The following is an 11,822-nucleotide window of genomic DNA, read 5'->3' as shown; positions in this document are numbered from 1 at the left end:
GCATGATTGATTTTCTGAGTTTTCACCCCGGTGCCTTCATCGCTTGTGCTTTGGTACTGGGCTTGCTGGTGGGCAGTTTTATCAATGTGCTGGTGTGGCGTCTGCCCAAAATGCTCGAACATGACTGGCAAGCCCAGGCCCGGGAGCTGCTGGCAATGCCGGCCGCTGAAAAAGGCCCTGTGTATAACTTGATGTTGCCCCACTCGCACTGCCCGCATTGCCAGCATCCCCTGCGCGCCCGGGAAAATATTCCGTTACTGAGCTATGCCTTGCTGCGTGGCAAGTGCAGCCAGTGCAATACAGCGATCAGTCTGCGTTATCCCCTGACCGAACTGGCCTGCGGGCTGCTGTCAGCCTTCATCGCCTGGCATTTCGGTGTTAGCGGGCAAGCGGGCTGGATGCTGGTGCTGACGTGGGGATTGCTCGCCATCTGCCTGATTGACCTCGAGCACCAGATCGTACCCGACGTGCTGGTCTTGCCCTTGCTTTGGCTGGGCTTGCTGCTGAACAGTTTCGATATGTTCACCAGCTTGTCGCAAGCCGTATGGGGAGCTGCGCTGGGCTATGCCAGTCTGTGGTCAATCTTCTGGATATTCAAACTGCTCACCGGCAAGGACGGAATGGGCTACGGCGACTTCAAATTGCTGGCCATGCTCGGCGCCTGGGGAGGCATCGCCATTTTGCCTCTGACCCTCTTGCTCTCGTCGCTGGTGGGCGCCCTCGTGGGGCTGAGCCTGCTGGGATTACGCCGCGCCAAAACATCCACTCCCATCCCCTTTGCGCCGTATCTGGCAATTGCCGGTTGGCTTGCATTGCTCTGGGGTGGTCAAATAACCACTTTCTATTGGCAGCTTGCGGTTTGACATGAATACCCCTCCTTCCAAACCCTGGATTCTCGGCCTGACCGGTGGTATCGGCAGCGGCAAGAGTGCCGCCGCCCATCACTTCGCCGCATTGGGCGTACACGTAGTGGACGCCGATCATGCCGCTCGCTGGGTCGTGGAGCCGGGGCGCCCGGCGCTGGCAAAAATCGCCGCGCACTTTGGTGATGGCGTACTGCAGGCCGACGGGCAACTCGATCGCAGCGCGCTGCGTGCCTTGATCTTCAGCGACCCCGAGCAACGCCGCTGGCTTGAAGCGCTGTTGCACCCATTGATTCGCGATGAGATTGCCAACAACCTGGCGCAGGCGCAGTCACCCTACGCCATTCTGGTTTCACCGCTGCTGATCGAGTCCGGCCAATATTCGACGACCCAGCGCATACTGGTGATTGACGCCCCGCAAGCCCTGCAAGTGCAGCGCACGTTGTTGCGCGACAACACCAGCGAACAACAGATCCAGGCCATTCTCAAGGTCCAGGCCAGCCGCGAAGAACGCCTGCTGCATGCAGATGATGTGCTGGTCAATGATTCCGACTTGAAGGCGCTTCAGACCGAAGTCGAGCGCCTGCATCACTTTTACTTAACCTTGCGTGGAGGCCAACCATGACCAAACCGATGATCGTAGACTGCCCAACCTGTGGCACCGCCGTGGAATGGGTCGCTGGCAATACTTTCCGGCCTTTTTGCTCGGATCGCTGCAAGCTGATCGACCTGGGAGCCTGGGCCAGCGAAGAGCACAAAATCCCGGTCAGCCCGGACGCTGAAGATGACCTGTTCTCGGACGATTTATCGCCCCGCATTCATTGATGCACAGAGACGATCTTTTGCAGTCGTCGACGGGGGTTGCGCCCCACCCCGTCGCGGGTTCTGATTGCTACTTGCGCCCCTCATCCTTCCAGGGGGCCGCCAGGTAGCGAGTACGGTTGAAGGTCTCCAGCCACTCAGGGCAGAACACCACCAGAGCCGTCACCAGCATTCCGTTGATAAAAGCCTCCGGAAAGATGATCAGCCACAGGTAGCCCACAAAGTCTTCCAGCCATTCAGGCATCACGAACACCCCGTCATGCCATAACACCCCCAGCACCGCCAATAGACACAGCAGCGCAGCCAGAGCTGCGGCAAAGAACCCCGAACAAAAAATATAAACAAATGGATTACGCGGCTGCGCACGCTCGACTGCGCTCGCGCAGGCCTCGGTCACGGCCACTGGCAGCAAAATCAGCAGCACGCCGTTGACCCCCATCGCCGCCAGGTCCTGGCGCCCCAGCAACACCAGCCCCGCTTGCGCCATGAGCGCACCGACGATCGCCAGCGGCCAGTCGAGCAGTAACGTGACGACCGTCAGGCCGATGAAATGGTAAGACACGCCCGTATCAAAGTCGCGCCGTACCAGCCACAACAAGAACAGAGAAAAAACCGTGCCGAACAACAGATGTTGGCGCCGGGTGTCGCTAAACAGCTCAACCCACGGTGCCCGCCAGATCGCCCATAGCACAGCAGGCACGTAGAGCATCCAGCCAAGCAGCTGAGTCTGGGTGGATAACACCTCGGCTCCGATCACGTATGCATCTCCAGCGCCATCTCGTTAAAGCACACCGCTCTACCCTCCCCGTTTAAAGTCCGTGCCGGTGATATGCATCAGTCTACACCTCAGACTTTCAGTAACACCTGATTCAAGGCTAAGCTGCGTTCATGGACGACTCAGACTATCTACGCCTGCTCACCACACAGGCCGAGCAAGCCAATGCTTTTCTCTCCAATGCCCGCAAATGGGAGCGTGAGCGTTGGGTTTGCCAGCGCCTGCTACAGGGCTTGAACATTCCGTATCACACCGAAGATTTCATCCAGGCAAGCCAGGAACCTCCGGATGTTTTGTTTGGTGACGCGCGCTTTGAAGTCTTCTTTGTGCTCGATGAAGGCCGGCGCCTGAACGATGAATGGCGCGAAGAACTTCAGCGGCGGCGCAGCGCCTATTCCCTGAGCCAACTGGTGCGGCGCGAAGCACGCCCCAAACGGATTCCGGCGAGCAAACTATTGCAACGCCTGGGCCCGACCCTGCACAAGAAGGCCAACAATTACCTTGAACGCGGCATCGACCTGGACCAACTGGACATCATTGCGTTTTCCAGCCTCAAGCGCGAAGTCCTTGATCTGAACAGCCACTTCCCGCCACCCACCGAGTACTTGCGCCAAGGCTGGCGCTCGCTGTCGCTCGTCGGCCCGACCTTTGCCCGGGTGCTGTTTGCACAACCGGATGCACCGGACTTCCTGCGCAACAACCTGGGGCGCAGTATCATTTTCGACGTAGGCATCAGTTTGTGAGTCCTTTACAGGAATTGATCGCGCACGTTCCGCAAACCGGGCGTGTTCGCTGGCTCGGCGTGCGCCCCGAATCTCGCGGCGACATGCTCGAACTGGAGGCCGTAGAGGCCCGACGTGAAGCCGGACTGACGGGCGATCATGCGCGCCCCGGCGCACGCAATGCACGCCAGGTGACACTGATCCAATGGGAGCACCTGGCGGTGATCCACTCCCTGCTCGGCCGTCAAAGCGATCACCCCCTTCGGCCACAGGATTTACGGCGCAACATTGTGGTGGGCGGAATCAATTTGTTCAGCCTTAAAGGGCGACGCTTCAAAATTGGCCAGGCCACTCTTGAAACAACAGGCTGGTGCCAGCCCTGTGCCCGCCTTGAGCAACGCTTGGGTGAAGGCACCTTCCAGGCTGTACGTGGTCACGGCGGTATTACGGCGCGGGTAATCGAAAGCGGGATCATTCGTCTAGACGACGAACTGCGGGTCGAGCCTTTGGGCTCAAGCGGCTATGCTTCTTTTCATCCCGGTTGACTCAACGCTGTAGCTTTTACCCTTCCCGCAACGTCTATCTGACGAGGCAATATATATGTCCAGCCGTCTGAACCCAGATGATCAGCAGCGTGTCGAACAGTACCTGCAGTTGCCACAGAATCAAGTTGAGCGCCGGCCTTTCAGGCCCTGGCTGCTCCTTGCGGTGGTTGTGATTGTGGTGATTGGCATGGGCCTGTTGAGCCGCCTCCTGAGTTACCTGGTGCTATGAGCTGCATCGCGCTCGCCCGGGTTACTCAGGCACAGATTTTTTTAAGCCTTGTGAGTGATACCCATGAACCATCGTATTGTTATCGTCGGCGGCGGCGCCGGGGGCCTGGAGTTGGCCACCCGCCTGGGCAAGACGCTGGGCAAGCGCGGCAAAGCCAGCATCACGCTGGTCGATGCCAACCTGACCCACATCTGGAAACCCCTGCTGCATGAAGTGGCAGCCGGCTCGCTGAACTCTTCGGAGGACGAACTCAACTACGTCGCTCAAGCCAAATGGAACCACTTCGAGTTTCAGCTAGGCCGCATGAGCGGACTCGACCGTGAGCTGAAAAAGATCTCATTGTCTGCGACCCTCGACGAAAACGGCCAGGAACTGGTTCCGGCGAGAGAGCTGAACTACGACACACTGGTCATAGCGGTAGGCAGCACCACCAATGATTTCGGTACCAAAGGCGCGGCTGAACATTGCCTGTTCCTCGATACCCGCAAGCAGGCCGAACGCTTCCATCAGCAATTGCTCAATCACTATCTACGCGCTCACGCCGGGCAAAGCGATGTGGTCGAGCAGATCAGCGTCGCCATTGTGGGTGCGGGAGCAACAGGTGTTGAGCTGGCAGCAGAACTGCATAACGCCGCCCACGAACTGGCAGCGTATGGTCTTGACCGGATCAAACCGGAAAACATGCACATTACTCTGATCGAAGCCGGCCCACGGGTATTGCCCGCCCTGCCAGAACGCATTGGCGGGCCTGTGCATAAAACTCTGGAGAAACTCGGGGTAACTGTGCTGACCAACTCTGCTGTCAGTGAAGTGACCGCCGACAGCCTGATTACCGCCGACGGCCAGGTGATTCCTGCCAGCCTGAAGGTTTGGGCAGCCGGGATCCGCGCACCGGGCTTCCTCAAGGAGCTGGCCGGGCTGGAAACCAACCGCATCAACCAGCTGGTGGTACGACCTACTCTGCAAACAACCCGCGACGACAATATTTTTGCCTTTGGCGATTGTGCGGCGTGCCCTCAACCTGGTACTGACCGGACCGTCCCCCCACGCGCCCAGGCCGCTCACCAGCAAGCGTCACTGTTGGCCAAGTCCCTGAAGCTGCGGATCGAAGGCAAACCGCAATTGCCGGATTACCACTACCGCGACTACGGCTCACTGATCTCACTGTCGAGCTTTTCGGCTGTGGGTAACTTGATGGGGAGCCTGATGGGCACTGTCATGCTGGAAGGCTGGCTGGCACGGATGTTTTATATCTCGCTGTACCGCATGCACCAAATGGCGCTGTACGGGACATTCCGCACCCTGATGCTGATGCTTGGCAGCCGGATTGGCCGAGGCACCGAACCGCGCCTGAAGCTGCACTAACCCGACACTCTGTAGCCGCTGCGCTTCTCGGCGGCTACAGAGGCACATAGCACCCTCAACTCCACAGCCTTAAACAAGGAATGAATAACGTACATCCACTTTTTTGAAGACAATAAAAAAGCGTCCCGAAGGACGCTTTTTTATTGGCCAAGATGCAATTGGCATCAGAGCCTGATCTTCATACCCATTACTGCCGGGCAGAAAATGGTCGGGGTAAGGGGATTCGAACTCCTGACATCCTGCTCCCAAAGCAGGCGCGCTACCGGACTGCGCTATACCCCGGTAAAAAAAAGGCACCTTCAAGAGGCGCCTTCTTCGATCAGTGCTTTTGGCCTCTGATCTTAAGATCTAGCCCCAGTGAACTGGAGCCAAAAATGGTGGGTCGTGTGGGATTCGAACCTACGACCAATTGGTTAAAAGCCAACTGCTCTACCAACTGAGCTAACGACCCAAAAATGGTCGGGGTAAGGGGATTCGAACTCCTGACATCCTGCTCCCAAAGCAGGCGCGCTACCGGACTGCGCTATACCCCGGCTTGAAAATGGCTCCACGACCTGGACTCGAACCAGGGACCCAATGATTAACAGTCATTTGCTCTACCAACTGAGCTATCGCGGAACTACATATTTCAATCTACAACGGTGCTTCTCTACAACTTTGCTCGTTCTCTTTGGCTCTCTCGCATCGCTGCGTTAGTGCCTCTGAGGCGCGCTATTCTACAACCCTTTGAATCTTTGTCAACCCTTATTTTTCGTTAGAAGACAATGATTTAGCTCTTCTAGCGGGCTTCCTGGTTTGGGCCAGGTTGCCGTTGCGGGTGACTTACTGCGGGGCGCACTTTACTAGCGTTTTCCTTATAGATCAACACCCTAAATAAAAAAAAGGCCTCGCAATGCGAGGCCTCTCTTAAAACACCCACGTTGGGCCTTATGCGAAGACGATTTCGTCGTCTTTCACAGTGGCGGTCACCGTGGTCCCCGGCATGAACTGACCCGACAGAATCAGTTGTGCCAACGGGTTTTCGATCCAGCGCTGGATCGCACGTTTCAGCGGACGTGCGCCATAAACCGGGTCATAGCCAACGGCAATCAGCTTGTCCAGAGCTTCCTGACTCAACTCGAGGCTCAGATCACGCTCTGCCAGACGGCCACGCAAACGACCCAACTGGATTTCAGCAATGCCGGCAATCTGATCACGGGCCAGAGGCTCGAAGATCACCACCTCGTCGATCCGGTTCACAAACTCCGGACGGAAGTGGGTACTCACCGCATCCATCACCGCGGCCCGTTGCGCCTCACGATCACCAACCAGCTCCTGGATCTGCGCAGAGCCCAGGTTGGAAGTCATCACGATCACCGTGTTGCGGAAGTCAACTGTACGGCCATGGCTGTCAGTCAATCGACCGTCTTCAAGCACCTGCAGCAACACGTTGAACACATCCGGATGAGCCTTCTCGACCTCATCCAGCAGGATGACCGAGTAAGGCTTGCGCCGTACGGCTTCGGTCAAGTACCCGCCTTCCTCGTAGCCCACATAGCCTGGTGGAGCACCAATCAGTCGAGCCACGGAGTGTTTCTCCATGAACTCGGACATATCAATGCGCACCATCGCCTCTTCAGTATCAAAGAGGAATTCGGCCAGTGCCTTGCACAACTCGGTTTTACCTACGCCGGTCGGGCCCAGGAACATGAACGAACCGCTTGGACGATCCGGATCGCTCAAGCCGGCACGCGAACGACGAACCGCGTTGGACACGGCAACCACAGCTTCGTCCTGACCGATCACGCGCTCATGCAACAGACTTTCCATCTTCATCAGCTTGTCGCGCTCGCCTTCGAGCATCTTGGAGACAGGGATACCCGTCCACTTCGATACCACTTCAGCGATTTCCTCTTCGGTCACCTTGCTGCGCAACAACTGGTTTTCAGTCTTGTTGCTGTGCTCATCGACCATCTGCAGGCTGCGCTCCAGATCGGGAATGATCCCGTACTGCAACTCGGCCATGCGGTTGAGGTTGCCGCTGCGGCGGGCCACTTCAAGCTCCTGGCGCGCTTGCTCTATCTGTTGCTGGATCTGGGCAGAACCCTGCACTTCGGCTTTTTCCGAGGTCCAGATTTCTTCCAGATCAGAATACTCGCGCTCATGGCGCTCGATTTCTTCCTGCAGTTTCTCGAGACGTTTTTTCGCGGCCTCGTCTTCCTCTTTCTTCAGCGCCTGAGCTTCAACCTTCAGTTGAATCAAGCGACGCTCCAGACGGTCCAGCACTTCAGGCTTGGAGTCGATCTCCATGCGAATACGGCTGGCAGCCTCGTCAATCAAGTCAATCGCCTTGTCAGGCAACTGGCGATCAGTGATGTAGCGATGACTGAGTTTGGCCGCGGCAATAATCGCACCGTCGGTAATGGCCACCTTGTGGTGAACCTCATAGCGCTCTTTCAAGCCACGCAGGATCGCAATGGTGTCTTCTTCACTCGGCTCATCAACCAGTACTTTCTGGAAGCGACGCTCAAGTGCCGCATCCTTCTCTATATATTGACGGTACTCATTGAGCGTGGTCGCGCCCACGCAGTGCAGCTCACCGCGCGCCAGGGCAGGCTTGAGCATATTGCCCGCATCCATGGCGCCCTCGCCCTTGCCGGCGCCGACCATGACATGCAGCTCGTCGATAAACAGAATGATCTGACCTTCCTGCTTGGACAGTTCATTCAGCAATGCTTTGAGTCGCTCCTCAAACTCACCGCGGAACTTGGCACCGGCAATCAGCGCACCGATGTCCAGCGACAACAGACGTTTGCCTTTAAGGCCATCCGGTACTTCACCATTGATGATCCGCTGCGCCAAACCTTCAGCAATGGCGGTTTTACCCACCCCGGGCTCGCCGATCAGCACCGGGTTATTTTTGGTCCGGCGCTGCAGCACTTGAATCGTGCGGCGAATTTCATCGTCACGCCCAATGACCGGATCGAGCTTGCCTTCTTCGGCGCGCTTGGTCAGGTCGATGGTGTATTTGTCCAGTGCCTGCCGCGACTCTTCAACATTCGGGTCATTGACCGCTTCGCCGCCGCGCAGGTTATTGATGGCATTTTCGAGCGCTTTTTTGCTCACGCCCTGCCCCATCAACAATTTGCCCAGCTTGCTGTTGTCATCCATTGCAGCCAACAACACCATTTCGCTGGTGATGAACTGGTCGCCTTTCTGCTGTGCCAGACGGTCTGCCTGGTTGAGCAGGCGCGCCAGATCCTGCGACATATTCACGTCGCCAGTCGGGTTCTGGATTTTTGGCAGCTGATCGAGTTCTTTGGTCAGTTCTTTACGCAGGCTGTTTACATCAAAACCGACTTGCATCAGCAGCGGTTTGATCGAACCGCCCTGCTGGTCCAGCAATGCCTGCATCAAGTGCGCCGGTTCAATGGCCGGATGGTCATGGCCAACAGCCAACGACTGAGCATCAGACAATGCCAATTGCAACTTGCTGGTTAATCTATCTATACGCATTCGTCACCTTCCTTATGAGCAGGCCGGAGGGATGGAAACTCCTGAATGAAGAAACCTGCCAGATACCTTAGTAGATGCGGGCGATTACGGGAGTTTCAAGCGTATGAAATTGACACAGGTCAGTCAGGAAGAGGTTTCAATCCAGACCAGTGACGCGAAGCGACCCGTACGCGGGCTGCGCCGGTATGAATAGAAGCGTGAATCCGTCACGGTGCAAAAACCGCCACCGTACACCGCCGTGATTCCGCATCGGGCCAGGCGCAGGCGCGCCAGCTCATAGATGTCAGCCATAAAGCGCCCCGGATTGACGCTGGGTACAAACGCCGCGGCTGACTGCGGCAAGTCGCGCATGAACACATCACGCACTTCAGCCCCCACTTCGAACGCTTTGGGGCCAATGGCCGGCCCAAGCCAGACCAGTATGTCTTGCGGTTCAACATTGAGGCTTTGGGCTGTCGCTTCAAGTACACCCGCTGCCAGCCCGCGCCAACCGGCATGGGCCGCCGCGACACGGGTGCCCGCTCGATCACAGAACAATGCAGGCAGGCAGTCGGCGGTCATCACCGTACAGGCAATGCCGGGCGTTGCCGTCCAGCTGGCATCGGCTTCGATGATCTGGCCGGGAGTGGCAGGCGCAACGACAACCCCGTGAACCTGGCTGAGCCAAGCGGGCTGTACGTCAAATACATGGGTAAGGCGCTGGCGGTTATGCGCGACGGCGACAGGATCGTCGTCAACATGATCGCCCAGATTGAAGCTGTCGAACGGCGCCAGACTGACGCCGCCCGCCCGGGTGGTCACACAGGCCCTGATGCCTGCCGGCGCAGGCCAGTCAGGAATCAGGAAGGTGTTCATCCGATGAATGCCTCACGGTCTTGCTTGAGCAACGTCAGCAACCAGACAAAATCGTCCGGCAGTGGCGATTCCCAGCTCATGCGCTTACCGGTCGTCGGATGATCCAACTCAAGGAAGCGCGCATGCAATGCCTGACGCGGGAAGTTTTTCAAGGATTCGACCATTGTCACACTGGCTGCCGGCGGGATGCGGAAACGGCCGCCATAGGCAGGATCTCCGACCAACGGGAAGTTGATGTGGGACATATGCACACGAATCTGGTGCGTGCGACCGGTTTCCAGCTTGACCCGCACATGGGTGTGGGAACGGAAACGCTCAAGCACGCGGTAATGACTCACCGCCTGCTTGCCGCCTTCCATTACCGCCATGCGCTGGCGTTGCTGGCCGTGACGGCCGATGGGCGCGTCGATCTTGCCCCCAGCGGTGACGACACCGATAACAATGCACTCATAGATACGGCTGACACTGCGGCTCTGCAACTGGGTAACCAGTTGTGTCTGCGCCTGGATGGTCTTGGCGACCACCATCAGACCAGTGGTGTCTTTGTCCAGGCGATGCACGATCCCCGCACGCGGTACATTGACGATGTCCGGTACGTGGTGCAGCAAGGCATTGAGCAAAGTGCCGTCGGCATGCCCGGCAGCCGGGTGCACCACCAAGCCCGCAGGCTTGTTGATGACCAGGATGTCATCGTCTTCGTAAACGATGTCCAGGGGGATGTCTTGGGCGACCCACTCACCCTGGGCTTCCTGCTCGGCAGTCAGTTCCAGGATGGCACCACCATGCACAATGTCACGGGGGCGTATGACGCCTCCGTCCACAGTGAGGCGGCCGTCTTTGATCCAGGCGGATAGGCGCGAGCGCGAGTGCTCAGCGAATAATTGTGCGGCGACTTGATCGAGGCGTTGGCCACCCAGTTCGGACGGCACCTCTGCGCGAAGTAGAATTTTCTCGGACATGCTCATCAGGACGGCGCCAAGCCTTTGGTTTCGGCTGCGCGCTTGTGGTTAAATACGGCGTCTTTTGCCCCGAGGCTTTTCACGGGGCGTTCATCATAACAGGACGGACCCGCCCAAGACAGCGGCCGTCATAGGGACGCAAGCCGCCATGCAAGTGAGACACCTGCTGCTGATCGCCATCCTCGCACTGACCGCCGCTTGTTCGTCGACAAAGGAAGTTGTTGACGACAACTTGAGCGAAGTCGAGCTGTACCAGCAGGCGCAGGCCGACCTGGATAACCACAGCTATACCAGTGCTACCGCCAAACTGAAGGCTCTGGAGTCGCGCTACCCGTTCGGACGCTATGCCGATCAGGCCCAGCTCGAACTGATCTACGCCTACTATAAAAACTCCGAACCCGAGGCCGCCAAATCGGCAGCCGAACGGTTTATCCGTCTGCATCCTCAACATCCAAACGTCGATTACGCCTATTACCTGAAAGGCCTGACCTCGTTTGACCAGGACGTTGGTCTGCTGGCGCGCTTCCTGCCGCTGGACATGACCAAACGCGACCCGGGCGCTGCACGCGACTCGTTCAACGAGTTCGCCCAGCTCACCAGCCGCTTCCCGGACAGCCGCTACGCACCTGATGCCAAGCAGCGCATGATCTACCTGCGCAACCTGCTGGCAGCGTACGAGATCCACGTGGCCAACTACTACTTGACCCGTCAGGCTTATGTTGCCTCAGCCAACCGTGGCCGCTATGTCGTCGAAAACTTCCAGGAAACCCCTTCGGTCGCCGACGGACTCGCGGTCATGGTTGAATCCTACCAGCGCATGCACCTCGATGAGCTGGCTGCGACCAGCCTTGAAGTTCTCAAGGACAACTACCCAGAGCACCCAAGCCTGGTAGACGGTCAGTTTGTGCCGCAGGTTTCCGAGTCGGACAACCGCTCGTGGCTGAGCAAGGCAACCCTGGGCCTGATCGAGTCCAGCACCCCGCTGCCACCGGGTGAAACCCGTGCCAACCAGGACGTTCAGAAGCAGTTCCAGGAAGCCAAAGATGCAATTCCTGCCGAGCTGAAGCCCAAAGATGACGACGGCAACATCATCGAAGCACCTGAAGCTGAAAGCAAAAGCCGTTCATGGTTCAGCTACATGACACTGGGCCTGTTCGACTGATTGTTCAGCCCATAAAAAAGAGCCCTTCGG

General features: G+C 57.7%; 12 protein-coding genes and 4 tRNA genes. 8 read left to right on the top strand and 8 right to left on the bottom strand.

The window, feature by feature from the left end; genetic code table 11:
• The first annotated feature begins 2 nt into the window (after positions 1–2).
• From DQN55_RS03855 to yacG, 3 genes are read left to right on the top strand one after another with little or no spacing between them, the layout of a single operon-like run.
• Positions 3–863 (top strand): prepilin peptidase, encoded by an 861-nt coding sequence (locus tag DQN55_RS03855; RefSeq protein ID WP_048378220.1) that lies wholly within the window; start codon positions 3–5, stop codon positions 861–863.
• A 1-nt stretch (position 864) separates the two neighbouring features.
• Positions 865–1,488, top strand: a complete 624-nt coding sequence (coaE, locus tag DQN55_RS03850) for a dephospho-CoA kinase (RefSeq protein ID WP_048378221.1) — start codon at positions 865–867, stop codon at positions 1,486–1,488.
• Entirely contained in the window at positions 1,485–1,688 is a 204-nt protein-coding gene (yacG, locus tag DQN55_RS03845; RefSeq protein WP_048378222.1) for a DNA gyrase inhibitor YacG, read from the top strand. Before coaE ends, yacG begins: the two co-directional genes overlap by 4 nt.
• Positions 1,689–1,755: 67 nt before the next feature.
• On the opposite strand, the gene DQN55_RS03840 is transcribed toward yacG, so the two are convergent.
• Positions 1,756–2,442, bottom strand: a complete 687-nt coding sequence (locus DQN55_RS03840) for an energy-coupling factor ABC transporter permease (protein ID WP_048378223.1) — start codon at positions 2,440–2,442, stop codon at positions 1,756–1,758.
• 131 nt (positions 2,443–2,573) lie between these two features.
• Between DQN55_RS03840 and DQN55_RS03835 the strand changes: the two genes are divergently transcribed.
• The 4 genes from DQN55_RS03835 to DQN55_RS03820 all read left to right on the top strand — a co-directional run bounded on the left by DQN55_RS03835 (position 2,574) and on the right by DQN55_RS03820 (position 5,321).
• Positions 2,574–3,203: a DUF1780 domain-containing protein gene (locus DQN55_RS03835; protein ID WP_048378224.1), complete on the top strand. Its 630-nt coding sequence runs from the start codon at positions 2,574–2,576 to the stop codon at positions 3,201–3,203.
• A complete protein-coding gene (locus DQN55_RS03830; protein WP_048378225.1) occupies positions 3,200–3,727 on the top strand; it encodes an MOSC domain-containing protein in 528 nt (175 codons plus the stop codon). Before DQN55_RS03835 ends, DQN55_RS03830 begins: the two co-directional genes overlap by 4 nt.
• A 55-nt stretch (positions 3,728–3,782) precedes the next feature.
• Positions 3,783–3,956, top strand: a complete 174-nt coding sequence (locus DQN55_RS03825) for a DUF3094 family protein (RefSeq protein ID WP_048378226.1) — start codon at positions 3,783–3,785, stop codon at positions 3,954–3,956.
• 63 nt (positions 3,957–4,019) lie between these two features.
• A complete protein-coding gene (locus DQN55_RS03820; RefSeq protein ID WP_048378227.1) occupies positions 4,020–5,321 on the top strand; it encodes an NAD(P)/FAD-dependent oxidoreductase in 1,302 nt (433 codons plus the stop codon).
• Between the two features lie 205 nt (positions 5,322–5,526).
• Here DQN55_RS03820 and DQN55_RS03815 read toward each other — a convergent pair.
• The 7 genes from DQN55_RS03815 to rluD form a co-directional block, all read right to left on the bottom strand.
• Positions 5,527–5,603, bottom strand: a tRNA-Pro gene (locus DQN55_RS03815).
• A 93-nt stretch (positions 5,604–5,696) separates the two neighbouring features.
• Positions 5,697–5,772: transfer RNA gene (locus DQN55_RS03810), tRNA-Lys, on the bottom strand.
• 5 nt (positions 5,773–5,777) lie between these two features.
• Positions 5,778–5,854 (bottom strand) — tRNA-Pro (locus tag DQN55_RS03805).
• 9 nt (positions 5,855–5,863) lie between these two features.
• Positions 5,864–5,939, bottom strand: a tRNA-Asn gene (locus tag DQN55_RS03800).
• A 309-nt stretch (positions 5,940–6,248) separates the two neighbouring features.
• Positions 6,249–8,816: an ATP-dependent chaperone ClpB gene (gene clpB / locus DQN55_RS03795; RefSeq protein WP_048378228.1), complete on the bottom strand. Its 2,568-nt coding sequence runs from the start codon at positions 8,814–8,816 to the stop codon at positions 6,249–6,251.
• Between the two features lie 123 nt (positions 8,817–8,939).
• Positions 8,940–9,671 (bottom strand): peptidoglycan editing factor PgeF, encoded by a 732-nt coding sequence (gene pgeF / locus DQN55_RS03790; RefSeq protein ID WP_048378229.1) that lies wholly within the window; start codon positions 9,669–9,671, stop codon positions 8,940–8,942.
• Complete coding sequence (rluD, locus tag DQN55_RS03785) at positions 9,668–10,630, bottom strand: 23S rRNA pseudouridine(1911/1915/1917) synthase RluD (RefSeq protein WP_048378458.1); 963 nt, start codon at positions 10,628–10,630, stop codon at positions 9,668–9,670. The genes pgeF and rluD overlap by 4 nt, the downstream gene beginning before the upstream one ends.
• Before the next feature lie 148 nt (positions 10,631–10,778).
• Here rluD and DQN55_RS03780 point away from each other — a divergent pair, with 148 nt between their 5' ends.
• Complete coding sequence (locus DQN55_RS03780; protein ID WP_048378230.1) at positions 10,779–11,792, top strand: outer membrane protein assembly factor BamD; 1,014 nt, start codon at positions 10,779–10,781, stop codon at positions 11,790–11,792.
• Positions 11,793–11,822: the final 30 nt, after the last annotated feature.

The organism is Pseudomonas taetrolens (assembly GCF_900475285.1).
In the GTDB taxonomy this organism is placed as follows: domain Bacteria; phylum Pseudomonadota; class Gammaproteobacteria; order Pseudomonadales; family Pseudomonadaceae; genus Aquipseudomonas; species Aquipseudomonas taetrolens.
This window is presented reverse-complemented; position numbering and strand designations above follow the sequence as displayed.

Bases quoted from the DNA above. Each gene is read 5' to 3' on its own strand.
- yacG (WP_048378222.1), top strand. From the start codon at position 1,485: ATGACCAAACCGATGATCGTAGACTGCCCAACCTGTGGCACCGCCGTG.
- DQN55_RS03780 (WP_048378230.1), top strand. From the start codon at position 10,779: ATGCAAGTGAGACACCTGCTGCTGATCGCCATCCTCGCACTGACCGCC.
- DQN55_RS03835 (WP_048378224.1), top strand. From the start codon at position 2,574: ATGGACGACTCAGACTATCTACGCCTGCTCACCACACAGGCCGAGCAA.
- DQN55_RS03820 (WP_048378227.1), top strand. From the start codon at position 4,020: ATGAACCATCGTATTGTTATCGTCGGCGGCGGCGCCGGGGGCCTGGAG.
- rluD (WP_048378458.1), bottom strand. From the start codon at position 10,630: ATGTCCGAGAAAATTCTACTTCGCGCAGAGGTGCCGTCCGAACTGGGT.
- pgeF (WP_048378229.1), bottom strand. From the start codon at position 9,671: ATGAACACCTTCCTGATTCCTGACTGGCCTGCGCCGGCAGGCATCAGG.
- DQN55_RS03825 (WP_048378226.1), top strand. From the start codon at position 3,783: ATGTCCAGCCGTCTGAACCCAGATGATCAGCAGCGTGTCGAACAGTAC.
- clpB (WP_048378228.1), bottom strand. From the start codon at position 8,816: ATGCGTATAGATAGATTAACCAGCAAGTTGCAATTGGCATTGTCTGAT.
- coaE (WP_048378221.1), top strand. From the start codon at position 865: ATGAATACCCCTCCTTCCAAACCCTGGATTCTCGGCCTGACCGGTGGT.
- DQN55_RS03855 (WP_048378220.1), top strand. From the start codon at position 3: ATGATTGATTTTCTGAGTTTTCACCCCGGTGCCTTCATCGCTTGTGCT.